Genomic DNA, 25334 nt, shown 5'->3' on the forward strand with positions numbered 1-25334 from the left:
GGCCGGGGGAAACCTTGGTTCGGTTCGGAGGGGACGCTACCATGGTAGCCTCGCGCCTTGGCGCACCATCCGGCACACACAGGGAGAGAAACATGGTCGAGATCATCAGGGCGGATCTGCACAACCCTCGCCACGGCGAGGCGCTGATCGCGATGCTGGACGAATACGCCAGGGACGAGATGGGGGGCGGCAATGCACTGGCGGACGAGGTGAAGGCGAATCTGGCCGACGCCCTGGCCGCGCGGCCCGGTGCCCATGTGCTGCTGGCCTGGGTCGATGGGGAGCCCGCTGGCGTTGCCACCTGCTTCGAGGGCTTCTCGACCTTCGCCTGTCAGCCGCTGCTCAATATCCACGACGTGGCGGTACATCCTGCCCATCGCGGCCACGGCATCGGCAAGCAGCTGTTGGCGGAGGCGGAGCGGCTCGCCCGGGAGCTCGGTTGCTGCAAGCTGACCCTGGAGGTGCTGGAGGGGAACAAGGTGGCCCAGGCTGCCTATCGCGCCAGCGGCTTTGCGGGTTATGAGCTCGATCCCGAGGTGGGCCGGGCCATGTTCTGGCAGAAGAAGCTCTGAGCCTCAGTGACAACGCGATCATCCCAAATGAAAAACGGCGCGCAGAGTGCTCTGCGCGCCGTGTCGTCAGGTGGTTGCCGACTTAGAAGTCGTAGCGGGCCGCCAGCTGGAAGTCATCCTTGGTGTTGAGCTTGCCGCTGTCATGGTTGTCGAGGTTGTTGATGCGGTACTCGCCGATGACGCGCAGGTTCTTGTTGAACTTGTACTGGGCACCCAGGGTGTAGTAGTCGATGGAGTCGTAGTCAGACTTGCCAGCCTGCTCCACCTTCTGCTTGTTCCACAGGGCCATCAGGCCGAAGCCGCTCTCGAAGTTGTAACCCAGCGCCCCTTCCCAGCCGGTGTGATCCTTGCCGGTGGCCAGGAAGTCGCTGCCGTCGGCATAGCTCAGAGCAGCGTAGAGGGCCTTGTTGTCGTACTTGGCGGAGAGCAGCCACAGCTTGGCATCCTCTTCACCGCTCTTGTCGCGGATGCCCACGTTGTAGGCGGTCCCCAGGGAGAGGTTGAACGGGAAGGTGTAGGCCACGGCGGCACCGTAGGCGGCATCGCTGTCCTTGCTGGAGGTCTCTTCGGTGTCACCGCCATCGAACTTGTAGCTGGTATCGACCTGGAAACCGTTGAACAGACCGGAGTACTTCAGCACGGAGCCGGCGCGGTTGGTGGCGAAGGTGTCGGTCTTGGCGCCCAGTGCCTCGTTGCCGTAACCGTCGGAGAGAGAGACATCAGTCCAGTCCGCCAGGAAGCCAGGAGCCCCCTTCTGGCGACCGAAGGTGACGGTTCCCCAGTTGGCGCCGACACCGGCGAACGCCAGACGGGTACGCAGGTTGTCGGAGTTCTCGCTGACGGTCTTCTCGCTGTCGTTGATGTACATCTGCAGTTCGTACTGGGCCAGCGCCTTGAGACCCGGGTTGATCTCGCTCTCTACCTTGGCGCCCAGACGGACAAACTGGTTGGCCCCCTGCTTGTCGCTGTATTCGTTCTTGATGTCACCGTTGGCGTCCAGCTCTTTCTTCTCGCCGAAGAACTGGCCGGCGTAGATGCGGCCGTAGAGGTCGAGCAGGGTGCTCTCGTTTTTGTACACTTCGACGGCTTGAGCCTGGAAGGCGGCGGTAAGAGCCAATGCTACTACTGTCAGCTTTTTCATCATGATCCCTTGTGTTGCAAGCTTTTGTTTTAAAAGACGGGGCCATGCTAGAAGTGACAGATGACAGTCGGGTGACCGTGCAATGAACAAACCGTGTCGGTTCCATGTCAGCGGGATGAAAACCGGGATTTATGTGGCTGGTCGCCACTTTTACGCGCAAAGGTTTGCCCTTGTGGTAGAATGCCGCCCGTTTTCGAGCTCCTAAGGTTGGATATGCGATGAGACGTGAACTGGCAATCGAATTTTCCCGAGTGACGGAAGCGGCTGCACTGGCTGGCTACAAGTGGCTCGGACGTGGTGACAAGAATATCGCCGATGGCGCGGCCGTGGCGGCCATGCGTCACATCCTCAATCAGATCCAGATCGATGGCGAGATTGTGATCGGCGAAGGGGAGATCGACGAAGCCCCCATGCTCTACATCGGCGAGAAGGTGGGCACGGGTCAGGGCGACGCCGTGGACATCGCGGTCGACCCCATCGAGGGGACCCGCATGACCGCCATGGGTCAGGCCAATGCCCTGGCCGTGCTGGCGGTGGGCGACAAGGGATCCTTCCTCAAGGCTCCCGACATGTACATGGAAAAGCTGATCGTGGGCCCCAAGGCGAGAGGCGCCATCGATCTCGATCAGGCCCTGGAGCTGAACCTCAAGGCCGTGGCCAAGGCGCTCGGCAAGCCCCTCTCCCGTCTGACCGTCATCACTCTGGCCAAGCCGCGTCATGACAAGGCGATCAAGGAGATGCAGGGCCTGGGGGTGCGGGTGTTCGCCATTCCCGACGGTGACGTGGCCGCCTCCATCCTCACCTGTCTGCCGGACAGCGAAGTGGACATGCTCTACGGCATCGGTGGCGCACCGGAAGGGGTGATCTCGGCGGCGGTGATCCGCGCCCTGGACGGCGACATGCAGGCTCGCCTGATCCCCCGCCACCAGGTCAAGGGTGACAGCCCCGAGGTTCGCGCCCTGGGTGAACAGGAGATCGCGCGCTGCGAGGAGCTGGGCATCGACGTGAGCAAGGTGCTCAAGCTCGAAGATCTGGCCAAGAATGACAACGTCATCTTCTCGGCCACCGGCATCACCAAGGGTGATCTGCTGGAAGGGATCACCAGCGACGGCGTCATGGCAACCACCGAGACCCTGCTGATCCGCGGCAAATCGCGCACCATCCGTCGTATCAAGTCGATCCACTTCCTGGATCGCAAAGACAGCGTGGTACGGGACATCATCCTGTAAGCAGGAGGATGGCGGTGGCGGCAAGTCACGAACTCTCATGCCGTCGCATCAAGTCGATCCACTTCCTGGATCGCAAGGACAGCGTGGTACGTGACATCATCCTGTGATGTGCTGACTCCCGCAGCAAAAAGCCCGGCAGTGCCGGGCTTTTTGCGCTCTGCAGGGCGCCAGGGTGCCCGTGCAGGGATAAGGCTTAGGAGAAACCGGACTCCTTGCTACACTGCGGTGCCCCACAGAGGAAAAATCACATGGAATGTCGTCAGGGATGCGGTGCCTGCTGCATCGCCCCCAGCATCAGCAGTGCCATTCCCGGCATGCCGGATGGCAAGCCCGCCGGTGTGCCCTGTGTGCAGCTCGATGCGCACCTGGGGTGCAAGATCTTCGGCCAGCCGGAGCGCCCGGCGGTATGCGGCGGCTTTCGCCCCATGGCGGACGTGTGCGGCTCCCATCGCCAGGAGGCCATCTGGCTTATCGGCGAGCTGGAGCGGCTGACCGCCTGAGCCCTTGACCCTCTCCCTTGGGGAAAGGGTGTCTGCTTGTCCTCCTCATCCCCACCCCTTCTCCCGCAAGGGGAGAAGAGAGCCACCATTCGGAACAATGGCAATAAAAAATACCAATAAAAAGAGGCCGCAATTGCGGCCTCTTCCTGTTTCGTGACGAACTGGCGTCAGACGTCGGCCAGCTGCAATGCCTGGCGGTAATACTCGTTGGCCTTGTTGGTCAGGCGGCGTTTGTCCATCACCTGGCCGAGGGCGTGGTAGAGGGCGGCATCCGGCGCCTTCGCCACTTCCTGCTCCAGCAGCCGCTGGGCTTCGTCCAGTTGACCGGCCAGCAGGCAGACCCGGGCCAGCGCGGCTTCGGCGCCAGGCTGATCCTGGATCTTTCTGAGCAGGGTCAGCATGGGCTGGTAGTCGTCCAGTTTGAGCTTGGGCAGGCGGGCGAACAGCTCGGGGGAGGGATCCTTGCGCAGGGCCTCCAGCCAGAGATCGGCGGCTTCGGCATCGGCCCCCAATCGGCGCAGGCGATCCCCGTAACTGGCCAGCAGCACGGGATCCTGGCGCTGTTTGCGGGGCAGACCCTGCCAGACCGTGCGCAGGGTGTCGAGGGAGCCGCTGGCGGCCTCCAGACGACCGCACCACGCCTGGTGCAGCAGGGTCTCTTCCTGCTGGGCGGTCAGCTTGCCCACCTTGCGCAGGGCAGGGGCGAGATCGATGAGGGCCGCCCAGTCTTCACGGGCCAGATACACCTGACGCAGCTGATCCAGCACCATGGGGTGGCGCGGGTTGAGGGCATAGATGGACTCGAGGCGACCGAGGGCGCTGTCGTACTGGCCCTGCTCAATCTGCAACTGGGTCTGGATCAGGGTCAGTGCCAGCTCTGCCTTGGGGTTCTCTTCCTGGGCTTTCTGCAGGTAGTGATCCCGGCGCACGTCATCGCCCCGGGCCTGGGCCACCCGGGCGGCGCTCAGGTAGTTGAGCAGCGGGGTGTCGCTGTTGTCGGCGCCCTTGATGAGGAGCTTCTCGGCCTGGTTGTAGTGCCCCTCTGCCATGGCCAGGGTGGCATTGACGGTTTGCAGGTTGGCCTTGCGGCGGCGGCGGGAGCCGAACCAGCCCTGGGTCTTGCGGCGCAGGCCGAACAGGCGGGCCAGCACCCATTCCACGATGAGCAGGGCGCCGTAGAACAGCACCGCCAGGATCACCGCGCTGGTGACCGAGGATTCCACCGTGTAGTTGCCCAGCGAGATGAGCACATAACCCTTGTTGCCGGAGGCTTCGGGACCGAAGATGAGGCCCGCCACCATCACGGCGACTATGACGATCAGACGAATCATGGTCTCCTCCTCAGTTGCCGGCCAGGATGCGTTGCAGGCGTTCGGTCAGCACCTGTTCCAGCATGGTCTGGGTCTTGAACTGATCCGGGTAGTCAAACTGGATCTGCTCGCCTTTGAGCTTGTCGAGCTCGGACTGCATGTACTGGGTGGCGCTGTTGTCGGCATCGAAATACTGGGTCAGCCAGCGCTGGGCCTTCTCCAGGCTGTCGATATAGAGGGACTGCTGTTCGCGATAGACGGCGAGCTGGGCCTGCAGCAGCTTGGTCTTGAGGTTCTCCCGCAGGAAGATCTCCTGCTGCGGGGAGAGCAGGGCTTCCACGGCGCCATCGCGACGACGGATGGTGATGAAGTTTTCGGTGAACTTGACCCAGTTCTTCTTCAGGTTGCTCTGCCACTCGTCCGGGTTGGTGCTGACGGTCTGGTCGGGCTCGCTCTTGGCTTCCGGCATGCTGACGGTGGAGAGGGGCAGCAGCTCGATCTGGTCCGAGAGGGCGGCCAGCTTCAGCGTCAACCCCTCGCGATCGACCCGCGGCATCCCCTTGAGCTTGGCGATGTCTTCCGCCAGCGCCTTGCGAATGGGCATCAGGCTGGGGTCGTTGAGCGCCTTGATGCGCTCGTCGGCGTTGCCGAGCAATGTGATGGCGGAGACGATGTCGTGTTCGAGCCACAGCTTGCGGCCCGCCATGCGCACCAGGTATTCGGATTCCGCCAGCATCCAGTCATTGGGGCGCTTGTCGTCCAGATCCAGCACCTTGGTCTGCAAGGCGTCCAGCGCCTCCTGCAACTGCTGCTGGCTCTTGCCGAGGGCACCGATCTGTTCGGCATCCTTGCTGCTGCCCTGATCAATCCTGGTCATGGCGTCGGCCAGTTGCTGCTTGAGGGCTACCAGTTCGGCCTGCTGGGCAACGGCGTTCTGGTGTCCGTGCACATAGAGACCACCGGCCAGCCCCAGGGCCAGCAGGATGGCGATGCCGCCAAGCACGGTGCCAGAGCTGCCCTTCTTGCTCCCTGTCGTTCCGGGCGCGGGCTTGTTGTTGTCGGCCACGGTGGCCGCGGCACTCGGCTGGACTTCTTGCTGTTCAGTCATTCCATCTTCCTCAGTTCCAGGGCGGCCACCAGAGCCTGGTTGGATGCACCTTGGGCAATCACGATACGGGTAAAACCAGCCCCTTCTGCCATCTCGGCCACCCGGGGGCTGGGCACCACCAGCAGGCGGTCATAAAGCCAGGGGTGCTGCGGGCCGGGCACCAGGGCCAGCAACCGCTGCAACAGTTCGCCACTGGTGATGAGCAGGCTGTCGAGCCCGGCTGCCTGCCAGTGGCGGGTCAATGCGTCCCCGTCAAGATCGGGGTAGTGGCGCTCGTAGGTGGCACAATAGTGCACCAGTGCGCCCCGTGAGGCCAGCGTCCGGGCGATGAGATCCCGCCCGTCGTTGCCGCGCAGGATCAGCACCCGGCGGCCACTCACCCCTTGCAGTGCCGGCAGGGCCAGCAGCCCTTCGCTGCGGGGATCGACCGGGCACAGGGCCTGGATGCCAACCTCGGCAAAGGCATCCGCACTCGCCTGGCCGACTGCAAAGTAATCAATATGTGGCCAGGTCTGACCAGTTTGCAACAGAAAATAATGTGCAAAATGAACGGCATGCATGCTGACGGCGATAACGAGGTCCGCCTCTTGCAGCATGTCACCCAGGTGAGGGAGGTCGCATCCCGGCCGGGTTTCCAGCAACGGACAGCAGAGCGGTGCATGACCCCGCTGGCGCAGCATCTGCACCAGCTGGTTGGCCTGGGCGGCCGGGCGCACCACCAGGGGGACCATCAGGGGGCGCTCCGGGCAGATGACCGCGAACCGGCCCGTGCTGCACTCATGCCCGGTAGACCTCGGCCAGGATGACGTCGGCACCGGCGGCCAGCAGGCGCTGGGCCAGGGTGTGGCCCAGAGCCTCACCCTCTACCAGGGGGCCGCGGATCTCGTCGCGAATGACGCGGGCACCGTCCGGGCTGCCCACCAGACCGCGCAGCCATACCTCTTCTCCCTCTACCAGGGCGTAGGCCCCGATAGGCACCTGGCAGCCCCCTTGCAGGGCGCGGTTCATGGCGCGCTCGGTCAGCACCCGGATGCGGGTCTCGGGGTGTTCGAGCGGCGCCAGCAGGGCGTGCAGCTCGTGATCGTCGAGGCGGCATTCGATGCCGACCGCCCCCTGGCCGTTGGCGGGCAGGCTCTGCTCGGGCTCGATGAAGGCGGCGATGCGATGGGCCATCTCCAGTCGTTTCAGGCCGGCGGCGGCCAGGATGATGGCGTCATATTCACCGGCATCCAGCTTGGCGAGGCGGGTGTTGACGTTGCCCCGCAGGTCGCGGATCACGAGATCAGGGCGGGCAGCGCGCAGCTGGCACTGACGGCGCAGGCTGGAGGTGCCGACCACGGCCCCTTGAGGCAGCTCGCCTATCTGGTTGAAATGATTGGAAACAAAGGCATCACGCGGGTCTTCGCGTTCACAGATGGTGTGTAGGCCGAGTCCGTCGGGGAACTCCACAGGTACGTCTTTCATGGAGTGGACAGCGATGTCGGCACGCCCCTCCAGCATGGCAGTCTCCAGCTCCTTGACGAACAACCCCTTGCCGCCGACCTTGGCGAGAGGGGTGTCGAGGATCTTGTCACCCTGGGTGCTCATGGGCACCAGTTCGACCTGCAGATCCGGATGGAGTGCCTCCAGCCGATCTTTCACAAAATTGGCCTGCCACAGGGCCAGTGGGCTCTTTCGAGTGGCAATTCTCAGGGTTCGGGCTGCCATATCAATCAGTTGTTTCATCTTTTGAGAGGAAAACGATCTTACCACCCTTTGCAGGGGCTTTCATGGCGCAGCCCGCAAAAGCGGGGCCAAGCTCAAAAACGGGGGCTGAAAATTATTTTCATTCAGCCAATAATTGATTTTAACTCATTGAAAATAAGCAATTTTATTGCTTTCCGCTGATACCGTTACGAACGGGGTCAGAAATAATCCGGTGATTGTGTGCGGGCTTGTTTACCACTGCTGTTTGCATTGTTAACATGATCACACTTTTTTGACGTCTCCCCGTTTTGGTGCGTCATTTCTCTTCCCCATAGGTAGGGCATTGCTGGTTAAACTCGACACGCTGGTGGCGCGCTACGACGAACTCAATCGTCTCAAGACGCAACGAGCGCTGGATCTCATGAGTCGCTACGGGCAGCAGGTTTTCCACTTGCTGCCTGTCATGCTGCACTTCAATCACCCCCTGTTGCCCGGTTATGTGGCAGGGGATGTGCCTCATGGTATCTGGAGTTTTGTCGCCAACGAGGCCCAGCAGGCCTTCATCCAGGATCTCTGCCAGAACGCCAACTGCCAGGGCGGTCTCAGTACCCACGACAAGTCCATCCAGGGCCTCTACTCCATGGGGAGCACCTCCTCCATCGGTCAGTGCTGCCACTCGGATCTCGACATCTGGGTCTGTCACGTGGCCGGTCTGTCGAGCGAGCGCCTCGCCCTGCTGGAACAGAAGTGCCAGCACCTCTCCATGTGGGCCGAGCAGCGGGGTGTCGATCTCAACTTCTTCCTGATCCCCGAAGACAAGTTCCGCCAGCGCAACGATGCCCAGATGCAGGGGGAGAGCTGCGGCAGCGCCCAGCACCTGCTGCTGCTCGACGAGTTCTACCGCAGCGCCATGCACATCGCCGGCAAGCGGCTGCTCTGGTATCTGGTGCCGGCCGAATATGACGATCACTACGACGACTACGTCAACGGCCTGTTTGCCCACGGCAAGTTGAGCCAGGATGACTGGCTCGATCTGGGGGGCTTTGATCGCATTCCTGCCGAGGAGTATTTCGGCTCCGCCCTGTGGCAGCTCTACAAGGGGATCGACTCCCCCTACAAGGCGGTACTCAAGTCGGTGCTGATGGAGGCCTACTCCCACGAGTATCCCAACACCCGGCTGCTGTCGGTGACCAGTCGCGACTGGTTCCAGCACAACGAGGGGATGCACTACCGCCTCGACAACTACTGCCTGATGCTGGACAAGGTGACCAACTATCTCAAGTCCATCGGCGACATGCAGCGCCTCGATCTGGTGCGTCGCTGCTTCTATCTGAAGGTGTGCGACGGGCTGAGCCATCCCAAGGAAGATCACTCCCCGGACTGGCGTCGGGAGCAGATGGCCCAGCTGGTGGCCTACTGGGGTTGGAGTCCGGAGCGCCTTTACCACCTTGATCACCGCCAGGAGTGGAAGGTCGAGGACGTCAAGGTGGCCTACGCCGAGTTGCTGGAGGCCCTGATGCAGAGCTACCGCAACCTCATCCAGTTCGCCCGGCGCAACAACATCAGCGAGTCCATCAACCCGGAAGACATCGGCATCCTGTCGCGCAAGCTCTATGCCGCATTCGAGAGCCTGCCGGGCAAGGTGCAGCGCATCAACCTCAAGATTGCGCCGGATCTCGGCGAGCCGGATCTCAGCCTGGTACAGGTACCCCACGGTCGCCTGAATCGCGCAGGCTGGTATCTCTACAAGCATTCCCTCGAACCCGCCGACATCATTGGCCGGGCGCCGCTCGAATATAACGGCTACATCAGCAAGCTGGTGGCCTGGGCCTATTTCAACGGCCTGCTGACGCCCCAGTCCCGGGTGCACCTGTTTAACCAGGGCTCCGATCTGCACATCGACAACCTGCATCAGTTCTGTCGCGATCTCTCCGGCACCTTCCCGGTCAAGTATCCCCGCGCGACCAACCTGGCCCTGAGCCGGCCGTGCGAGATCCGCCAGCTCTCCATCTTCCTGAACCTGGAGACGGACCCGTCCAGCCACTGGGTGGGGCAGGTGATCGAGTTCGATGCCAACGCCGCGGACGTCTTCTCGTTCGGTCGCAACCAGGAGTGTCTGGTGGGATCCGTGGATCTCGTCTATCGCAACTCCTGGAGTGAGATCCGCACCCTGCACTTCGAGGGAGAGGAAGCCGTGGTGGACGCCCTCACCACCATCCTCGGCAAGATGCACCAGGACGCCGCGGCCCCCGAGATGATCGAGGTGTTCTGCTACAGCCAGCACTTCCGCTCCCTGGTGCGCACCCGCTTCCAGCAGCTTGTGGCTGAATGCATCGAGTTGCGCCTGGCCCGGGACAAGCAGCAGCTGGTCAAGACGCTGGCGCTCGGCAAGGAGAAGTACGGCATCTTCTTCGAGCGGCGCGGGGTGTCGGTCAAAAAGCTGGAAAACGCCATCGATTTTTACCGTCACATCTCCCACAACAAGCTGGATCACCTGCCGCTGCGCCTCGACAAGACTCACAGCCAGCACCTGCCCGGCATCGTCGACGCCTACGCCAGCGAAGGGCTGGTGCAGTTCTTCTTCGATACCCGGGATGCAGGCACCAACATCTATATCCTGGACGAGGCGAACCGGGTGGAGATCTACCAGCACTTCGCCGGCAACAAGGACGAACTGGTACAGGGGGTGAACCGGTTCTACACCTCGGGTCACGAGCGATTCAGCAATGCGGGTCAGTTCAGCAACTTCAACCTGCCCCAGTACTACGAAATCGTGCAGGTGGGTGACAAACTCGATGTGATCCCCTACCGCAGCCAGAGCCCGCAGCGGGACACCCCAGGAGCGGCGCGGGAAGTAGGATGATGCGCTGATAGCCGCACCGGCAAGATGGCAAACGGCCTGCATGATGCAGGCCGTTGTCGTATCCGTGGTGCGGGAATCTGGTGTGGAGGGGGCCGCGGCCAGTGGGGGATGCCGTCGAGCATCGCCGTCAGGGATGAAAGCAAACGGCCTGCTGATGCAGGCCGTTGTCTTACCCGTTATCCGACAATCAGGCGCCGAGGCGGGCCAGCAACCAGCTGCGAATGTCGCCCAGCTGGGGGCGGCAGATCTCGTGGCGCATGGGGTATTCGTGCCACTCGGGGCTGAGTCCCGCCGCTTCCAGCCGGTTCTTGGCGTCCCAGCCCATGGAGAGGTTCACCACGTCGTCATAGATGCCGTGCATGTAGCAGATGGGCAGGGCGCGGGCCGCCTCGCTCATCTCGTCGGGCAGGGCATCGGGTACCGCTAGATAGGTGGACATGCAGAGCAGGCCTGCCAGTGGCACCGGATGGCGCAGGGCGGTGAAGGAGGCGATGACGCCCCCCTGGGAGAAGCCGGCCAGCACGATGCGCTCGGGGGTGAAACCCTCGGCCACCAACTGGTCGATCAGCGAGGCGATACGGGCCGCTGACTCCCTGACATGGGACTCCACGGCGCGATCCGCCGGATCCTCGAAGCTCTTGATGTCGTACCAGCCGCGCATCCGGTAGCCCATGTTGATGGTGATGGGGCGCTCGGGCGCATCGGGCAGCAGATGGCGGACGGGCAGGTCGGCGGGCAGGGCCAGCGCCTCCACCAGGGGGGCGAGGCCGGCGCCGGAGTCCCCCAGCCCGTGCAGCCAGATCACCGCATGGCGGGCACCTTCTGGATGCAGATCCGTCATGAGAAGACCACGGGCTCGCCGGCCTGGGTGGTGCAGGCCCGGGTCAGCAGGGCCTTGAGCTCGTCGCCGAAGCGGTTGTCGATCCAGCTGTCACCGCGCAGCTCGAAGTGGAAGCCGTTCTCCCGGGTAGCGACCCAGATCTGGTGCAGGGGCTCCTGCTTGTTGATGATGACCTTGGTCTTGTTCTCGAAGCTCAAGGTCAGCACCCCGCCTGCGCGTTCGCAGTCGATATCCGGATACCCCTCGTCGATGGTGTCTTCCACATACTGGAAAAAGGCGTCGGTCAGGGCGTGATACTCGTGATCCTTCATCGGTTTATCCTGTTGCTTTTAACAATGTGAGTGCGATTATAGAGGGCCAAAAATTTTTTCGCAGCGAACCATTATGATTACCCAGTTCACCAAGTGCCTGTTTGCCGCGTCGCTGTCGCTCGGGTTGGCCGCCTGTGGCCTGACGGGGCCTCTCTACATGCCGCCGGCCGAACAGCCCGCACCTGCAGAGCAGACACAGCCCAAGACAGAGAGTACACCGCAAGCCGCCTCGCCTGCGACCGCTACACCGGCCTCAGAGGCCGCGCCGCAATAATCTAGGAAGGAACCGCCCCCTTGGATCACTTTAACTACGACGCAGACGGTCAGCTTCAGGCCGAACAGCTTCCCCTGCAACAGCTTGCCGACCAGTACGGCACTCCGCTCTATGTCTACTCCCGCGCCACCCTGGAACGCCACTGGCATGCCTTCGACCAGGCGGCTGGCGACATTCCCCACCTGATCTGCTATGCGGTCAAGGCCAACTCCAACCTGGCCCTGCTCAATCTGCTGGCACGCCTCGGTTCGGGCTTTGACATCGTCTCCGGCGGCGAGCTGTCCCGGGTGCTGGCGGCGGGCGGTGATCCGGCCAAGGTGGTCTTCTCCGGCGTCGCCAAGAGCGAAGCCGAGATGCGCCTTGCGCTGGAAAAAGAGATCCTCTGCTTCAACCTGGAGTCCGAAGCCGAGCTGGAGCGCCTGAACCGGGTCGCAGGCAGCATGGGCAAGAAGGCGCGGGTCTCGGTGCGGGTCAACCCGGACATCGACGCAGGCACGCACCCCTATATCTCCACCGGCCTCAAGCAGAACAAGTTCGGCATCCCCATCGAACAGGCGCCAGCCATCTACCGCAAGGCAGCGGCCATGGCCCACATCGAGATCAAGGGGGTGGATTGCCACATCGGCTCGCAACTCACTGAATTGAATCCCTTTATGGAGGCGGCGGACAAGCTGCTCAAGCTCATCGACGAGCTGGCGGCGGAAGGCATCCACATCCATCACCTGGACGTGGGCGGCGGTCTGGGGGTCAACTACGGCGCCGAGCAGCCGCCGCACCCCACCGAGTATGCCGAGGCGCTCAAGCAGAAGCTGGCGGGCCGGGATCTGACCCTCTTGTTCGAACCGGGCCGCGCCATCGTCGCCAACGCCGGTGTGCTGTTGACCCGGGTCGAGTTCCTCAAACCCGGCGAGACTCGCAACTTCGCCCTGATCGACGCCGGCATGAACGATCTGCTGCGCCCCTCCCTCTACGGCGCCTGGATGAACATCATCGAGGTGGACAGCCGGGCGACCCACGAGAAGGCACTCTATGACGTGGTGGGCCCGGTGTGCGAGACCGGCGACTTCCTCGGCAAGGAGCGTACCCTGGCGATTGCCGAGGGCTCCCTGCTGGCGGTGCGTTCCGCTGGCGCCTACGGCTTTACCATGTCCTCCAACTACAACACCCGACCCCGTGCGGCCGAGGTGCTGGTGGACGGTGACCAGGCGCACCTCATCCGTGAGCGGGAGCAGTTGGCGGATCTCTGGCGTGGCGAGCACCTGCTGCCGTGATGGATGGATTTTCAGCGTTCCTCCATGTGAGAGCGTGATTAACGGTGAGACAGGAACGCGCGATGTTGATTGAGTTTTCCAAAATGCACGGCCTCGGTAACGACTTCATGGTGGTGGATGGCGTCACCCAGAAGGTGTTCTTCAGCAACGACATCATCAAGAAGCTGGCGGATCGTCACTTCGGTATCGGCTTCGACCAGCTGTTGCTGGTGGAGCCGCCCTATGACCCCGAGCTCGACTTCCACTACCGCATCTTCAATGCCGACGGCAGCGAGGTGGAACAGTGCGGCAACGGGGCCCGTTGCTTTGCCCGTTTCGTGCGTCTCAAGGGGTTGGTCAACCGGGATCGCATCGCGGTCAGTACCGCCCGGGGCCGCATCACTCTGCAGCTGGAAGGGGAGAACCAGGTCACGGTCAACATGGGGGTGCCCCAGTTCGAGCCGGGCAAGATCCCGTTCCGTGCCCAGAAGGCGGAGAAGACGTATCTGCTGCGGGCCCAGGATCACACCGTGATGTGCGGTGCCGTCTCCATGGGCAACCCTCACTGCGTCATCGAGGTGCCCTCGGTGGCCGATGCGCCGGTGGAGACCCTGGGACCCATCATGGAGCGCCACGAGCGCTTCCCCGAGCGGGTCAACGTCGGCTTCATGGAGATGGTCAACGCCAGCGAGATCAAGCTGCGGGTCTTCGAGCGCGGGGTGGGGGAGACCCTGGCCTGCGGGACCGGGGCCTGTGCGGCCGTGGTGATAGGCATCAGCCAGGGCAAGCTCAAGGAGCGGGTCACCGTCACCCTGCCGGGTGGCAAGCTGACCATCGCCTGGAAGGGACCGGGTCAGCCCGTCTACATGACGGGGCCGGCCGAGCACGTCTTTGACGGCCAGATAGAGTTGTAGACAAGGAGCGGGTGATCCCGCTCCATCAACGGATCATATCGGGGCCCTTGGCCCCTTTTTCGGATGGATCAACCAAGTTATGAGCGAACTCAAACGGCAGGAATCACTGGTGGATGAAGCCACAGTGCTGGAGTACCTGGCCCGTTATCCCGAGTTTTTCCTGCGTCACGGGGCCATGCTGGACAAGATCCGCATTCCCCATGCGCAAAAGGGCACCATCTCCCTGGTGGAGCGCCAGCTGGACAGACAGCGGGAGCGCATCGAGCAGCTGGAGCAGGAGATCACCGAACTGATGGGGGTCGCCAGCGAGAACGAGCGGATCTTCCGGGTCTATGCGGATCTCTACGGGGAGATCTACGGCTGCCAGACCCTGTTCGAGCTGAGCGCCGTGATGGGCAAGGCCTTCGTCCAGCGGCTGCGACTCACCGGCCTGCGGCTCTGGCTCAATCCCAGGCATTTCCAGCTGAGCGGCCCCGAGCAGCGTTTCCTGGCGCAGGGCAAACAGCTCGAACAACTGCTGGGGCAGCGCCTGCCCGGCACGGACTACTATTTCGGCCGCCTCAACCAGAGCGAGAAGCAGGCGCTGTTTGGCAATGATGTGCTGGTCAACTCGGTGGCCCTGATGCGGCTCGGGGAGCTCGGCGTGCTGGCCTTCGCGAGCTCGGATCCCAGCCACTTCACCCCCCACAACGACACCCTGCTGCTGGGTCAGCTGGGGCGTCTGCTGCAGCTGCGTCTGCCCGAGCTGGCCCGTGGCTAAGGCAACGACCCGATCCCCTGCCAGGGTGCTCCCTGCCGCCGACCCTCTGCCGGTCGCACTGGCGGGGGAACTGGACGCCTTTATCGAATACCTGAGAGTCGAGCGCCAGCTCAGCCCCCACACCCGCAGCAACTATCAGGCTCATCTGGAAGCCATGACCGCCGAGCTGGTGAAGCTCGGGGTCGACGACTGGGCCCGGCTCGAGGCGAGCCAGGTGCGCAGCCTGGTGACCCGGATGCACAAGGGGGGGTTGGCGCCCCGTTCCCTTGCCACCAAGGTGTCGGCCCTGCGCAGCTTCTGCGACTGGCAGGTGCGCCAGGGGCGGCTCACCGCCAACCCGGCGCGGGGCATCGTCACCCCCAAGCAGGGGCGGCCCCTGCCCAAGAACCTGGACGTGGACGAGATGTACCAGCTGCTCAACATCACCGACGAGCAGGATCCGCTGGCGGTGCGGGATCGCGCCATCATGGAGTTGATGTACTCCTCCGGCCTGCGCCTTGCCGAGCTGGTGGGGCTCAACCTCGCGGACGTGAAGCTCGAGGAGCGCCAGCTCAGGGTGATCGGCAAGGGCTCGCGGGAGCGGGTGCTGCCCATCGGGCGGATGGCGGTGGAGTGGTTGCACAAGTGGCTCAAGGTACGCCCCCTGCTGGCCGGTGACGAGGGGGAGGCATTGTTCGTCTCCAAGCGCAGGCAGCGGCTCTCGGCCCGCTCGGTACAGGAGCGGCTCGACGGCTGGGGCAACAAGCAGGCTCTCAATGCCCACGTGCATCCCCACAAGCTGCGCCACAGCTTCGCCACCCACATGCTGGAATCCTCCGGCGATCTGCGGGCGGTGCAGGAGCTGCTGGGGCATGCGGATCTCTCCACCACCCAGATCTATACCCACCTCGACTTCCAGCATCTGGCCAAGGTATATGACAGTGCCCACCCGCGGGCGAAGCGGGATCCGGAAACGCCGGAGGATGAGTGATGTGGTGTGCGATCTGCGGGGATGACAATCTCCACGTCGCCCGGGTCAGGCGGGAGCCCGCAACGCCAGAGGATGAGGAGTAAAGAGGAACAGCCATGCAGTTTTACCGTCGCTGGCAGCCGGTGGCCGCCATCTCGTTCGATCTGGACGACACCCTCTATGACAACGGCCCCGCCATCGCGCGGGCGGAACAGTGGATGCTGGACCACCTGCGCAGCGAATACCTGGCTACCGCCATGCTGGACAAGCCGCGCTGGCTCGCGCTCAAGCGCCAGTTGCTGCTGGACCACCCGGCGCTGAGCCACGACGTCAGCCTGGCGCGCCAGCGGGGCATTCGCGAGGCCCTGGTGCAGGGGGGCATGGAGCCCGGTCTGGCGGAGCAGCAGGCCCGGGCGGTGTTCACCGGCTTCATGGCCGAGCGCTCGAAGATAGAGGTGAGCGAGGCGACTCACGCCCTGCTGGCTCGTCTGGCGGCGCGCTACCCGCTGGCGGTGATCACCAACGGCAACCTGGATCTGGAGCAGGCGGGTCTGGCTGGCTACTTCACCCTGGTCTGCAAGGCGGGAGCGGGAGCCAAAATGAAACCGGCGCCCGACATGTTCGTGCAGGTGCAAGAGGCCCTGGGGCTGACCCCCGGCCGCATCCTCCATGTGGGGGATCACCCGGTGACCGACGTGCTGGGGGCCAGGCTGCACGGCTTTCGGGCCGCCTGGCTCAACGAGAGCGGTCAGTCCTGGCAGTCGCTGTCGCTGCTGCCGGATGTGGAGCTGGGGCAGCTGCAGGATCTGGCCACCCTGCTGCTCTGAGCTGGGGATGAGGGACAGATTCCGTGATGTATATCTGGCAATAATAACAAGGGAGCAAGGGCGTGAAGGGAATGAAGGGTGTCATCTGGCTGGCGATCCCCGTGATGCTGGCGGGATGCGATCTGGTGCAAGACCGTTACCGGATGGAGTTCAGGGACGGATCCTGGCGGGAGATCGCCATCTCCCCGTTTTCCAACGAGGCGCGCTGGCGCGAGGGGTGTGCCACCGGCGAGATCCAGGTGGACATGACCCTGCCCCTGAAACGGGGCAAGGTGGTGAATGGCCGGGAGCAACTGCTCATCGGCGGCGAGCTGTTCGAGCTGGAGGATGCCCGTCTCTATCGCGGCAACGGCATGGTGCTCGGGCAGGCCCCGGACCATATCCAGCGGGGCCTCAAGGGGCTGGATGTCTGCCGAACCCTGCGTCCTGATCGCGGGGCCCTGCCCAAGCTCAAGGGCAAGGGATTCGGCGACTAGCCCGTCTGCTGCCTGAACGGGCAGGAGGCGTCGCCGAAGGCAGTGGATAGCTTGATGGCGTGGGGGGGTCACAGGCCCGTCACGTCGGATGCCTCTGGGCAGCCCCCGATGTACGAGGCCCTGCCCAGGCTCAAGGGCAAGGGGTCGGCGACTAGCCGACCTGCTGCCTGAACCGGCGGCAGGCGTCGCCAAAGGCGGTGAACAGCTTGATGGAGTGGGGGTTCTCGCTGGCCTTCCACTCCGGGTGCCACTGCACCGCCAGCAGGAAGGGGGAGAGGGCGGGTGCGTGGATCGCCTCGATCAGCCCGTCTTCGGCATGGGCCAGGGGGGCCAGCCCCTTGGCCAGCGTCTTGATCCCCTGCCCGTGGAGGGAGTTGACCGGAATCGACGGTTGCTCCATCAGCTCGGCCAGCCAGGTACCGGGCACCAGCTCGACCTGATGGCTCTCGCCATACTGCTCGTCCACCGGGTCATCCGCATCCTCCCGATGATCGTCATAACCCGGCTCGCAATAGACCTTCTGGTGAATGTCGCCTCCCAGGGCCACGTTGATCTCCTGCATGCCGCGGCAGATCCCGAGGATCGGCAGGCCACGGTCGAGGGCGGCGCGCACCAGGGGAATATCGAACAGATCCCTGTCCCTGTCCTGGGGCTTCTCCGGGGTGAGGTTCTCCTGGCCATAGAGGGCAGGATCGATGTTGGATCCGGCACCGCTCAGATAGACCCCGTCGGCGAGGTCCAGATACTGCTCCAGATCCTCGGTGCCACAACAGGTGGGCACCAGCAGCGGCACGCAGCCGCTGATCTCCACCAGAGGCTTGATGTATTTGTGGGTCATGACCTGGTAGGCGTGGCCACTGCGGGCCTGGGCCCCCATGGTCATCAGCACGACGGGTTTGTTATGGGAACTGGGGTTGGGCATAGGTCACCTTGGCTATCCTTGGCGGTCTCATCCTGCGCCTTGGGAAGGCCCTTGCCGCCTCGGCTCGCAAGGGCATGCCTCAAGGCATGGTCGTGGGATCAGGGTCGCGCCAGCGTGCCAGAATCGTCGGTCAGCCTTGGCAACGACAGCCTGGATCCTGCCTCCAGTCTGCCAAGGCCGTTCAATATGTCAAACAAAATGATGCAATTATGTTAACCGTTGATGTCGAGATGCGGCTGCGAGTCCCATTTAAAGGGGCTTGAGGGGGGATGCCTGGTGCGGCGAGAGATTTGATGGTGGATATATTAAACATCTGGTCGGGCGGCCGGATAGTAGAAGGGGCCCACAGGGCCCCTTGTCGACTCAGGCGTTCAGGATGAAACGTTCGATCACCTGGGCGACCCCGTCTTCATCGTTGCGCCCCGTGGTGTGCTGTGCCAGCGCCTTGATCTCGTCGGTGGCGTTGCCCATGGCGACCCCGAGTCCGGCGTAGGCGATCATGTGGTGATCGTTGCCCGCATCCCCCACCGCGATCACCTGGGAGGCATCCAGCCCCAGGTGCTCGGCCAGGGCGGCGACGCCGGTGCCCTTGTTGCTGCGCTTGTTCATGAACTCGAGGAAGTAGGGGGCGCTGCGCACCACGGTATAGCGCTCGTGGAGTTCGGCGGGCAGCTGGGCGATGGCACGGGAGAGCAGGGGCTCTGGGTCAATCATCATCACCTTCATGATCTGCTCGTCGTCGGGCAGGGTGGCGAAGTCCACCAGGTTGATGGGTTGACCGATGAGGCGGGATTCGTGCTCGGTATAGGGGCTGATCCTGGGGCTGATGAGCCCCTGGCGGACGGAGAAGCCGTGGATGTTCACCCCCAGCTCACAGGCCAGGTGGGCGATGGCACGGGCATCGCTGCCGGTCAGCAACTGGCTGCGGATGATGCGTTGCTCGGATACCTGCTGCACCAGGGCGCCGTTGTAGCAGATGACGTAGTCATCCTGGCCGGTGAGGCCCAGCTCGGTCAGGGCGGCGGTCATGCCTTCCAGCGGGCGGCCGGAGGCCAGCACCACGGTCACGCCCCTGGCGCGGGCTGCCGCGATGGCGGCCTGGGTGCGGGGGGAGATTCGGCCCTCTGGGGTCAGCAGGGTGCCATCCATATCCAATGCGATCAGCTTGTACATCTTCTCACTACCTGAGTCTGGCCGGCCCGCCCGATGGGGCCATGGGGAGGCCGAGTGTAGCGAAAATCGCCGCCGGGATCACGCCGCCTGCCGAAGCGGGGGCACGTTGCCCCTCAGCGCTGGCCCTGGTAGGGGGTCAGTTGCAGCTGATCTTCCCGGATGGCGAAGTGGATGGGGCCGTGCTCGATGTCGACCCTGTTGTGGTGATGGGCCATCTCCACCTCGACGCCGGGGAAGAGGCGCTGGGTGGCGATGATGTCCATGTTGGCCATGAGCGCCTGCAGCTCCCGCTGCGCCTCGGCGAGCTGCTCGTCCAGGCTCTTGCTCTCGTCGAACTGGCGGGTGCGCAGCGCCTTGATCTTCTGCAGGGTCTCGGGATTGCGCTTGTCACGGGGCAGTTGCAGCAGCCGCAGGATGAGATCCTGCAGCTTGTCTATCTGCTCGGCGCAGGTCTGTTTGCGCTGGCGCAGCGCCAGCTCCTGCTCCTTCTGGCTGAAATAGCCACCGAGGATCTGCAACCGGGTCCGGTTGGCCGCCGAGGCTCCGAGCACCGGGGCCATGATGAGCCGGTTGGCGATGTTGATGCCGCCGATGAGGTGCCCCTTGCGCATGGCGCTGTCCCCCACCTTGAGATCCTGGCCGCTGCGGCAATAGCAGTGGCTGAGCTGGCTCAGGATATGGATGTCGCCATCGGCCTCCAGCCTGGCGTACTGGGCATAGCTGGCGTGGATCTCCCCTCCGGCGTTGAGGTGGCAGAGGTATTCGTCGTCCGCCAGCTTGCGCCCTATGATGCCGTTGCGCACCGTGATGGTGCCGCCGGATTCGATGTAGCCGCCCTCGACGAAGCCGCCGATCACCACGTCCCCGCTGGTCTTGACGCGCATGCCGGGCATGACGTCCCCGGTGACCAGCAGCGATCCCTCGAACTCGACGTGGCCGTGGCGGATGTCGACCTGCTTGACGTTGAGCACCTCGTCGACCCGCATCCCGGCACGCTCCTGACAGGGGAGTCCCGGGCGTGTCGCCAGCAGCAGGTCCGGATCCTCGGGGGAGAGGCAGGTGCCGTCACCCGGCGTCATGGCGCTCTCCTTGCCGTGGCGAGCGGTCAGGGTCTGGCCCGTCACGGTGAAGCCGTCGATGCCCTGGGTGGCGGGGTGCCTGCGCATCAGCAACGCCCCCGCCTTGACGGTGAGCAGGGTGCCGAGGTCGCGCATGTCCACCTTGCCGTGATCCCGCTCCTGGGGTTTGAGGATCCGCTCGGCTGCGGTCTCCACCAGCCGCTCCAGGCGGGTATCCAGGCCGTGCCTGGCGGCCTTGCCGAGGGCGATGACGGGATTGAGCTGGGCACCGGGGGCCGCCTCACCCGCTGCCTGGATGGCGGCGGCAAGGAGTCGCTCGCTCACCCCCTGCTTGACCGTGCTGGCCGCCAGGGCCTCCTGCAACCGGGCCAGGGTCAGGGGCTGGCCGCCCCAGTCCGCGGTGATCTGCGCCCTGGCGCTCATCTGGTCCTTGTCCACCTGGATGAGCAGCCTGGCATCCTGGCGCCGGGCAATGGGGACTGGTGGATGCGCGGGGGCATCCGGCTCTGCGATGAGGGCGTTGAGCAGGGTGACGGCTTCGCGGATCCCCTCGCCGAGGGGTTCGTAGCGCCGACAGTTGGAGAGTCGCAGCAGGGCCAGGACGTCGCTTTCCTGGATGGGCTCGGTGAGGCCCGGGGTGATGCGCAGGCAGACATAGCTCATGTCGGCCGACAGCTGAAACCACGCTTTGCTTAACACCGGGCCCTCCTTCGTTGTCCCTGTCCGGTTTGCCCCATGCCGGGGCCTCTCCTTGCCGGCATCCCATGCCGCCGGGGCGGATCCAACGCGCAGTATTCGGGTATTTTTCCTTCCGGGTCAACGATCTGAATGCAAATGGGTGAGCCGGGTTGAGGAAATATCGGCTGACGGGAGAGGGGCAGAGCCGGCCATGCCATGTGTTCCATTGCAGTTTTTTAGCGCAATATGCTGACTTTTTATGCTTTCGCTATCCAGAGTGTCAACCACGTTGAAGGTGGCGATGCAAATCACCTTGCCAGGCAGGAAGAGAAGGATTTTAATCTGCCGCCGCCCCAGGGCGAGGACTTTGGTCGCCACCGATCAGCCCCTTTTTCTGTCCAACCGAACGAGCCCCATGACCGCCCAAGGCCACCTGCTGTTTTCCGTCACCTGCGTCCTGCTTGCCCACAAGGTTGAACTGACTCCGGCCCTGGCCGATGCCAGCCTGTGGCACATCGTTCCCATGGCCCTGGCGAGCGCCTTGCTGCCGGATCTCGATCACCCCCGCTCCCTGCTCGGGCGGCAACTGCCCTGGATCTCGGGGCCGCTCTCCCGGCTGTTCGGCCATCGCGGCTTCACCCACAGCCTGCTGGCGGTGGGGATGGGGGTCTGGGGGCTGGCCCAGGTGGAAGCCCCCAGGTTGCTGTCGGGGGCGGTGAAGGATGCTCTCATCGTGGGCTATCTCAGCCATCTGCTGGGGGACTGGCTCACCCCCATGGGCATTCCCCTGCTCTGGCCCTGGCGTCGGCGCTTTCGCCTGCCCGGCCTGCCCCTTAAGAGCGGCGGGGGCTACGAGAGGGCCTTCTGCCTGCTGACCCTGGCGCTCGCCGGGTACTGGGTCCATGGCGGCGCAGGCTTGGCTCACTTCTAGCCCCGGGCGCCCTCCTGGCATCTGGCCGTTCGGGTCAGGGTGAGGTAATCGGCGAGCACCGGCAGCCCCAGCAGGTGGCGGCGCAGCATGTCGAGGGCGGCGAAGGCGAGGATCCGGCGACCGCTTGCGGGGTCCGGATGGCTGACCTTGAGCGTCTGGCCGTGCAGTTGCCCGTCGGCGCAGAGCAGCAGCGGCACGCCCTCCGGACCGGCACGGCCTATGGTGAGGCTCAGGGGAGCGTCGGGCACTGCCAGTTGAGTCAGATCGTCGCTCAGGGTGTGGCTGAAGCCGGCGGTCAGGGCCGGGTGCCCGTGACACATGGCCAGCAGGGCGCCCCGGCTCTCCCCTTCCTGCAGGTGCAGCGACCGCTCCCCCAGCAGGGCCAGGATCTGGCTGGCAGGCGCCTCGTTGCCACGCCCCACCAGCCAGGGGGCGATGGCCGCAAGCAGCCTCGCCTCGGCGGCATCCATGTCGGCGGTGCTGGCACCGTGGCCGATGAGCTTGAGCTCGATGAGAGGCATGGAGGAGCGGTAGCCCAGCTCGATGCCGGCAGGCCAGGGGGCCGCATCCAGCATGTCGCTGAGGGCGGACTCCGAGACGCCGAAGGTGTAGAAACGGCGCAGCTCGGTGTCCGTCTCTTCCCCGGCCAGCACCTTGAGGCGGGGCATGATCTGTTCGCGCACCATCTGCTTGAACTCGAACGGCACGCCCGGGGTGAAGAAGAGCCGGCTCTGGCCGTGGCTGGCCGGGTGGCAGACCACAAAGCCGCAGGCGGTGCCCACCGGGTTGTCGAGGATCTCGCAGTCCCGGGGCAGCCAGGCCTGCTTGGTGTTGCTCCGGGCCATGGTGCGGCCCCGGCTGGCATAGCGTTCGGCCATGGTGGCGAGCCAGTCCGGGAACAGGGTCAGGGGCTGGTCAAACGCCTCGGCCGCGGCCTGGGCGGTGAGGTCGTCCGCCGTGGGGCCGAGCCCTCCGCACACCAGTACCACCTCGGCGCGGTTGGCGCTCTCCTGCAGCACGGCTGTCAGATCCGCGAGGTTATCCCCCACGGTGGCGCGGCGGCGCACCTGCCAGCCCTGCTCCAGCAAGAGGGCGCTGAGCCAGGCGGCATTGGTGTCCACCACCAGGCCGGTCACTATCTCGTCGCCTGTGCTGATGATCTCGATGCGCATGGGGACTCCTTGGGTGGGGCCAGCCCTCTCAGGGCTTGCCGTGTTCGAAGTAGTAGCTGATCCGGGTGCGGGGGTTGAGGTATTCGAACACCGCCGGGGGCAGGCGTTTGGGCTGGATCACCTTGGCGATGGTCAGCCCGGCCGCGTCGAGGTCGATGATGGCTGCCTCCTGGCGCGGAATGCGGGGGTCGTATACCAGCACTGCGGGGTAGAGCAGGCGGGAGGCGTTGACCGACATCACCAGCCCCACCTGGCCGTTGGAAAGCTGCACCACGCTACCCGGGGGGTAGACCCCCATCAGCCGGATCAGCATGCCGAGGTGATCGGCGTTGAACTGTGACTTGCGCTGCTTGTAAAGGCTGCCGAGGGCCGCGTAGGGCACCTTGGCCTCCAGGTGGCAGAGGTTGTCGTACTCGTTGATGAGGGAGACGATCTGGGTGAGGGGATCGAGCTGATCGCCCTTGAGCCCCTGGGGGCCGGTGCCGTCCAGGTACTCGTGGTGGTTCTGCACTATCTGCTTGGCCGCTTCCGGAAAATCGCTGACCAGCCCCAGCAGTTCCAGGCCGTAGCGGGGATGCTGGGCCATCAGGTTCTGCTCCGGCTTGGTCAGCGGCTCCGTCTTGCGCAGGATTTGGCTCGGGATCCTCAGCTTGCCGATGTCGTGGAACAGGGCCCCCATGCCGACCTGGCGGATCGCCTCGGCCGGCAACTTGCACTCCCGGGCGAGCAGCATGCTGAGCACGCTGACGTTGAGGGAGTGAAACTGCAGGCTGTTGCCATCATCGCTGTCTGAGACCAGGTGCAGCACCATCTCGTCCACCGAGAGGAGCTGCTCCGTCATGGCGTTGATCAGCTCCTGGGCCTCGCTGATGGCGTTGAGGGGGCGGGACTGGATCTTGCCCATGAGGTTGCGCACCTGGGCCAGGGATTGGCGGAACTGTTTCTCGCACTGCTGCAGGTCGCGGCGATAGCGCTGCAACTGCTCGATGCGCCGCAGTTTCTCCTGCTGCATCTCCTCCTGGCGGGCGACGAGACCCTCCCCCTCAACCTCATCTGCCTGGGGCTGGGTCTGGCCGAGGGGCTTGGGCGGCGTGTCGCTCTTGTCGGGAATGATGGTCACCAGCTTGAGGCCAAGGCGACGAATGAGCTCGATCTCCTCCTCGCTCTTGAGCTTGAAGCTGGAGAACAGAAACGGGTGCTCACGCCATCCCAAAGGCAGGGAGACATAATTGCCGACTTGCAGCCGTTCTACGGAGATCTTGATTCCTGTCATGGGGTTGGGCACGAGGGACACACTGAGCCGTATGCTAGTCAAAGGGCGGGGTGAATACAAAAGGTATCTGATGACAGCGGGAGCGCTTTATTATAGGCTTCTAGATGTCCAGACATATTTACCGATGCAGTACAGGGAGTCAGCATGCCGATCAAGATCCCGGACCAGTTGCCCGCCGCCGAAGTGCTGGGGCAGGAGAACATCTTCGTGATGACGGAATCCCGGGCCGTCACCCAGAACATCCGCCCGCTGCGGGTGCTCATCCTCAATCTGATGCCCAAGAAGATAGAAACCGAGATCCAGCTGATGCGGATGCTCTCCAACTCGCCCTTGCAGGTGGACGTGGATCTGTTGCGCATCGACGATCGGGAGTCGAAAAACACGCCCCAGGCGCACCTGGAGAACTTCTATCACGACTTCGAGCAGGTGAGAGGCAACAACTACGACGGCATGATCATCACGGGGGCGCCGCTCGGGCTGGTGGAGTTCGAGGAGGTGGTCTATTGGCCACGCATCGTCGAGATCATCGAGTGGTCCCATCAGCATGTCACCTCCACCCTCTTCCTCTGCTGGGCGGTGCAGGCGGCGCTGAAAGCCTTGTACGGCATGGAAAAGCAGACCCACGGCGAGAAGCTCTCCGGGGTCTATCGCCACCACCGCCTCGACGAGCACGAGGCGCTGCTGCGCGGCTTCGATGATGAATTCGTGGCGCCCCACTCCCGCTATGCGGCCTTCGACGGGGATCTCATCCGCGCCCACACCGATCTGCAGATCTTCGCCGAGTCGGAAGAGGCGGGCGTCTATCTGGCCGCCACCAAGGATTGTCGCCAGGTGTTCGTCACCGGCCATCCGGAATATGACGCCCTGACCCTGGATGGGGAATACCGGCGGGATCTGGCGGCCGGGCTCACCCCCGTCATTCCGGTCAACTATTACCCGAACAACGATCCAAGCCAGACCCCGCGCGCCACCTGGCGCAGCCACGGTCACCTGCTGTTTTCCAACTGGCTCAACTATTACGTCTACCAGTTGACCAGCTACAAGGTGGAAGACATCGGCAAGGTGTTTACCTACCAGCAGCCCAAGGGATAGAGC

26 protein-coding genes are annotated in these 25334 nt (G+C 63.9%); 13 read left to right on the top strand and 13 right to left on the bottom strand.

Features of this window, described 5'->3' with window-relative positions; all coding sequences use genetic code 11:
* The first annotated feature begins 92 nt into the window (after positions 1-92).
* Entirely contained in the window at positions 93-572 is a 480-nt protein-coding gene (locus AB7E19_RS13985) for a GNAT family N-acetyltransferase (RefSeq protein WP_049637272.1), read from the top strand.
* 82 nt (positions 573-654) lie between these two features.
* On the opposite strand, the gene AB7E19_RS13990 is transcribed toward AB7E19_RS13985, so the two are convergent.
* Positions 655-1713 (bottom strand): porin, encoded by a 1059-nt coding sequence (locus AB7E19_RS13990; protein WP_322131328.1) that lies wholly within the window; start codon positions 1711-1713, stop codon positions 655-657.
* Positions 1714-1931: 218 nt separating this feature from the next.
* Here AB7E19_RS13990 and glpX point away from each other — a divergent pair, with 218 nt between their 5' ends.
* Together glpX and AB7E19_RS14000 are read left to right on the top strand one after the other, a co-directional pair.
* Positions 1932-2942 (top strand): class II fructose-bisphosphatase, encoded by a 1011-nt coding sequence (gene glpX, locus AB7E19_RS13995; RefSeq protein ID WP_039040467.1) that lies wholly within the window; start codon positions 1932-1934, stop codon positions 2940-2942.
* 248 nt (positions 2943-3190) lie between these two features.
* The gene (locus AB7E19_RS14000) at positions 3191-3442 is read left to right on the top strand and encodes a YkgJ family cysteine cluster protein (protein ID WP_010675884.1); all 252 of its coding nucleotides are present in this window, start codon (positions 3191-3193) and stop codon (positions 3440-3442) included.
* A gap of 167 nt (positions 3443-3609) precedes the next feature.
* Here AB7E19_RS14000 and AB7E19_RS14005 read toward each other — a convergent pair whose 3' ends face one another.
* From AB7E19_RS14005 to hemC, 4 genes are read right to left on the bottom strand one after another with little or no spacing between them, the layout of a single operon-like run.
* A complete protein-coding gene (locus AB7E19_RS14005) occupies positions 3610-4773 on the bottom strand; it encodes a heme biosynthesis HemY N-terminal domain-containing protein (protein WP_010672692.1) in 1164 nt (387 codons plus the stop codon).
* Between the two features lie 10 nt (positions 4774-4783).
* Positions 4784-5860, bottom strand: coding sequence for a uroporphyrinogen-III C-methyltransferase (locus AB7E19_RS14010; protein ID WP_268451483.1), 1077 nt, complete (start codon positions 5858-5860; stop codon positions 4784-4786).
* Entirely contained in the window at positions 5857-6591 is a 735-nt protein-coding gene (locus tag AB7E19_RS14015) for a uroporphyrinogen-III synthase (RefSeq protein WP_427935658.1), read from the bottom strand. The genes AB7E19_RS14010 and AB7E19_RS14015 overlap by 4 nt, the downstream gene beginning before the upstream one ends.
* A gap of 46 nt (positions 6592-6637) precedes the next feature.
* Positions 6638-7567, bottom strand: a complete 930-nt coding sequence (gene hemC / locus AB7E19_RS14020) for a hydroxymethylbilane synthase (protein WP_427935660.1) — start codon at positions 7565-7567, stop codon at positions 6638-6640.
* Between the two features lie 322 nt (positions 7568-7889).
* On the opposite strand from hemC, the gene AB7E19_RS14025 reads away from it, so the two are divergent.
* Complete coding sequence (locus tag AB7E19_RS14025) at positions 7890-10409, top strand: class I adenylate cyclase (RefSeq protein WP_042879398.1); 2520 nt, start codon at positions 7890-7892, stop codon at positions 10407-10409.
* A gap of 187 nt (positions 10410-10596) precedes the next feature.
* On the opposite strand, the gene AB7E19_RS14030 is transcribed toward AB7E19_RS14025, so the two are convergent.
* Complete coding sequence (locus tag AB7E19_RS14030; RefSeq protein WP_322131325.1) at positions 10597-11250, bottom strand: alpha/beta hydrolase; 654 nt, start codon at positions 11248-11250, stop codon at positions 10597-10599.
* The gene (gene cyaY, locus AB7E19_RS14035; protein ID WP_010672698.1) at positions 11247-11561 is read right to left on the bottom strand and encodes an iron donor protein CyaY; all 315 of its coding nucleotides are present in this window, start codon (positions 11559-11561) and stop codon (positions 11247-11249) included. Before cyaY ends, AB7E19_RS14030 begins: the two co-directional genes overlap by 4 nt.
* Positions 11562-11634: 73 nt before the next feature.
* Here cyaY and lptM point away from each other — a divergent pair, with 73 nt between their 5' ends.
* From lptM to AB7E19_RS14070, 7 genes are all read left to right on the top strand, one after another.
* Positions 11635-11835 (top strand): LPS translocon maturation chaperone LptM, encoded by a 201-nt coding sequence (lptM, locus tag AB7E19_RS14040; RefSeq protein WP_010672699.1) that lies wholly within the window; start codon positions 11635-11637, stop codon positions 11833-11835.
* Positions 11836-11855: 20 nt separating this feature from the next.
* Positions 11856-13106, top strand: coding sequence for a diaminopimelate decarboxylase (gene lysA, locus AB7E19_RS14045; RefSeq protein WP_039039806.1), 1251 nt, complete (start codon positions 11856-11858; stop codon positions 13104-13106).
* A 62-nt stretch (positions 13107-13168) separates the two neighbouring features.
* The gene (gene dapF, locus AB7E19_RS14050; RefSeq protein WP_029313578.1) at positions 13169-13999 is read left to right on the top strand and encodes a diaminopimelate epimerase; all 831 of its coding nucleotides are present in this window, start codon (positions 13169-13171) and stop codon (positions 13997-13999) included.
* A 79-nt stretch (positions 14000-14078) separates the two neighbouring features.
* Complete coding sequence (locus AB7E19_RS14055) at positions 14079-14759, top strand: DUF484 family protein (RefSeq protein WP_010672702.1); 681 nt, start codon at positions 14079-14081, stop codon at positions 14757-14759.
* On the top strand, positions 14752-15729 hold the full coding sequence (gene xerC, locus AB7E19_RS14060) for a tyrosine recombinase XerC (protein ID WP_322131324.1): 978 nt from the start codon (positions 14752-14754) through the stop codon (positions 15727-15729). The genes AB7E19_RS14055 and xerC overlap by 8 nt, the downstream gene beginning before the upstream one ends.
* A gap of 95 nt (positions 15730-15824) precedes the next feature.
* Positions 15825-16535 carry an HAD-IA family hydrolase gene (locus AB7E19_RS14065; protein WP_319873639.1) on the top strand — a complete coding sequence of 237 codons (711 nt, stop codon included), beginning with the start codon at positions 15825-15827 and terminating at the stop codon, positions 16533-16535.
* Between the two features lie 71 nt (positions 16536-16606).
* On the top strand, positions 16607-17011 hold the full coding sequence (locus tag AB7E19_RS14070) for a hypothetical protein (protein WP_043154050.1): 405 nt from the start codon (positions 16607-16609) through the stop codon (positions 17009-17011).
* A 151-nt stretch (positions 17012-17162) separates the two neighbouring features.
* Here the strand turns inward: AB7E19_RS14070 and AB7E19_RS14075 are convergent, their stop codons facing one another.
* From AB7E19_RS14075 to AB7E19_RS14090, 4 genes are all read right to left on the bottom strand, one after another.
* Complete coding sequence (locus AB7E19_RS14075) at positions 17163-17933, bottom strand: gamma-glutamyl-gamma-aminobutyrate hydrolase family protein (RefSeq protein ID WP_214002857.1); 771 nt, start codon at positions 17931-17933, stop codon at positions 17163-17165.
* 363 nt (positions 17934-18296) lie between these two features.
* Positions 18297-19106: a sugar-phosphatase gene (gene yidA, locus AB7E19_RS14080; RefSeq protein ID WP_041214347.1), complete on the bottom strand. Its 810-nt coding sequence runs from the start codon at positions 19104-19106 to the stop codon at positions 18297-18299.
* A gap of 113 nt (positions 19107-19219) precedes the next feature.
* Positions 19220-20884 carry a DUF342 domain-containing protein gene (locus AB7E19_RS14085; protein ID WP_042864529.1) on the bottom strand — a complete coding sequence of 555 codons (1665 nt, stop codon included), beginning with the start codon at positions 20882-20884 and terminating at the stop codon, positions 19220-19222.
* A 117-nt stretch (positions 20885-21001) separates the two neighbouring features.
* On the bottom strand, positions 21002-21241 hold the full coding sequence (locus AB7E19_RS14090; protein ID WP_427935667.1) for a hypothetical protein: 240 nt from the start codon (positions 21239-21241) through the stop codon (positions 21002-21004).
* A gap of 37 nt (positions 21242-21278) precedes the next feature.
* Here AB7E19_RS14090 and AB7E19_RS14095 point away from each other — a divergent pair, with 37 nt between their 5' ends.
* On the top strand, positions 21279-21794 hold the full coding sequence (locus tag AB7E19_RS14095; protein WP_427935669.1) for a metal-dependent hydrolase: 516 nt from the start codon (positions 21279-21281) through the stop codon (positions 21792-21794).
* On the opposite strand, the gene AB7E19_RS14100 is transcribed toward AB7E19_RS14095, so the two are convergent.
* Together AB7E19_RS14100 and AB7E19_RS14105 are read right to left on the bottom strand one after the other, a co-directional pair.
* Positions 21791-22966, bottom strand: coding sequence for a competence/damage-inducible protein A (locus AB7E19_RS14100; RefSeq protein ID WP_427935671.1), 1176 nt, complete (start codon positions 22964-22966; stop codon positions 21791-21793). The two genes, AB7E19_RS14095 and AB7E19_RS14100, sit on opposite strands and share 4 nt — an antisense overlap.
* A gap of 28 nt (positions 22967-22994) precedes the next feature.
* On the bottom strand, positions 22995-24239 hold the full coding sequence (locus AB7E19_RS14105; RefSeq protein ID WP_029313584.1) for an HD-GYP domain-containing protein: 1245 nt from the start codon (positions 24237-24239) through the stop codon (positions 22995-22997).
* A 144-nt stretch (positions 24240-24383) separates the two neighbouring features.
* On the opposite strand from AB7E19_RS14105, the gene metA reads away from it, so the two are divergent.
* A complete protein-coding gene (gene metA, locus AB7E19_RS14110) occupies positions 24384-25331 on the top strand; it encodes a homoserine O-acetyltransferase MetA (RefSeq protein WP_010672713.1) in 948 nt (315 codons plus the stop codon).
* Positions 25332-25334: the final 3 nt, after the last annotated feature.

The sequence above is a fragment of the Aeromonas sp. genome (genome assembly GCF_050252055.1).
GTDB classification, from domain to species: domain Bacteria; phylum Pseudomonadota; class Gammaproteobacteria; order Enterobacterales; family Aeromonadaceae; genus Aeromonas; species Aeromonas caviae.

What these genes read in the sequence shown, in the direction of transcription:
- AB7E19_RS13985 (WP_049637272.1), top strand. Translation starts at nt 93, where the DNA reads ATGGTCGAGATCATCAGGGCGGATCTGCACAACCCTCGCCACGGCGAG.
- AB7E19_RS13990 (WP_322131328.1), bottom strand. Translation starts at nt 1,713, where the DNA reads ATGAAAAAGCTGACAGTAGTAGCATTGGCTCTTACCGCCGCCTTCCAG.
- glpX (WP_039040467.1), top strand. Translation starts at nt 1,932, where the DNA reads ATGAGACGTGAACTGGCAATCGAATTTTCCCGAGTGACGGAAGCGGCT.
- AB7E19_RS14000 (WP_010675884.1), top strand. Translation starts at nt 3,191, where the DNA reads ATGGAATGTCGTCAGGGATGCGGTGCCTGCTGCATCGCCCCCAGCATC.
- AB7E19_RS14005 (WP_010672692.1), bottom strand. Translation starts at nt 4,773, where the DNA reads ATGATTCGTCTGATCGTCATAGTCGCCGTGATGGTGGCGGGCCTCATC.
- AB7E19_RS14010 (WP_268451483.1), bottom strand. Translation starts at nt 5,860, where the DNA reads ATGACTGAACAGCAAGAAGTCCAGCCGAGTGCCGCGGCCACCGTGGCC.
- AB7E19_RS14015 (WP_427935658.1), bottom strand. Translation starts at nt 6,591, where the DNA reads ATGGTCCCCCTGGTGGTGCGCCCGGCCGCCCAGGCCAACCAGCTGGTG.
- hemC (WP_427935660.1), bottom strand. Translation starts at nt 7,567, where the DNA reads ATGGCAGCCCGAACCCTGAGAATTGCCACTCGAAAGAGCCCACTGGCC.
- AB7E19_RS14030 (WP_322131325.1), bottom strand. Translation starts at nt 11,250, where the DNA reads ATGACGGATCTGCATCCAGAAGGTGCCCGCCATGCGGTGATCTGGCTG.
- cyaY (WP_010672698.1), bottom strand. Translation starts at nt 11,561, where the DNA reads ATGAAGGATCACGAGTATCACGCCCTGACCGACGCCTTTTTCCAGTAT.
- lptM (WP_010672699.1), top strand. Translation starts at nt 11,635, where the DNA reads ATGATTACCCAGTTCACCAAGTGCCTGTTTGCCGCGTCGCTGTCGCTC.
- dapF (WP_029313578.1), top strand. Translation starts at nt 13,169, where the DNA reads ATGTTGATTGAGTTTTCCAAAATGCACGGCCTCGGTAACGACTTCATG.
- AB7E19_RS14055 (WP_010672702.1), top strand. Translation starts at nt 14,079, where the DNA reads ATGAGCGAACTCAAACGGCAGGAATCACTGGTGGATGAAGCCACAGTG.
- AB7E19_RS14065 (WP_319873639.1), top strand. Translation starts at nt 15,825, where the DNA reads ATGCAGTTTTACCGTCGCTGGCAGCCGGTGGCCGCCATCTCGTTCGAT.
- AB7E19_RS14070 (WP_043154050.1), top strand. Translation starts at nt 16,607, where the DNA reads ATGAAGGGTGTCATCTGGCTGGCGATCCCCGTGATGCTGGCGGGATGC.
- AB7E19_RS14075 (WP_214002857.1), bottom strand. Translation starts at nt 17,933, where the DNA reads ATGCCCAACCCCAGTTCCCATAACAAACCCGTCGTGCTGATGACCATG.
- yidA (WP_041214347.1), bottom strand. Translation starts at nt 19,106, where the DNA reads ATGTACAAGCTGATCGCATTGGATATGGATGGCACCCTGCTGACCCCA.
- AB7E19_RS14095 (WP_427935669.1), top strand. Translation starts at nt 21,279, where the DNA reads ATGACCGCCCAAGGCCACCTGCTGTTTTCCGTCACCTGCGTCCTGCTT.
- AB7E19_RS14100 (WP_427935671.1), bottom strand. Translation starts at nt 22,966, where the DNA reads ATGCGCATCGAGATCATCAGCACAGGCGACGAGATAGTGACCGGCCTG.
- AB7E19_RS14105 (WP_029313584.1), bottom strand. Translation starts at nt 24,239, where the DNA reads ATGACAGGAATCAAGATCTCCGTAGAACGGCTGCAAGTCGGCAATTAT.
- metA (WP_010672713.1), top strand. Translation starts at nt 24,384, where the DNA reads ATGCCGATCAAGATCCCGGACCAGTTGCCCGCCGCCGAAGTGCTGGGG.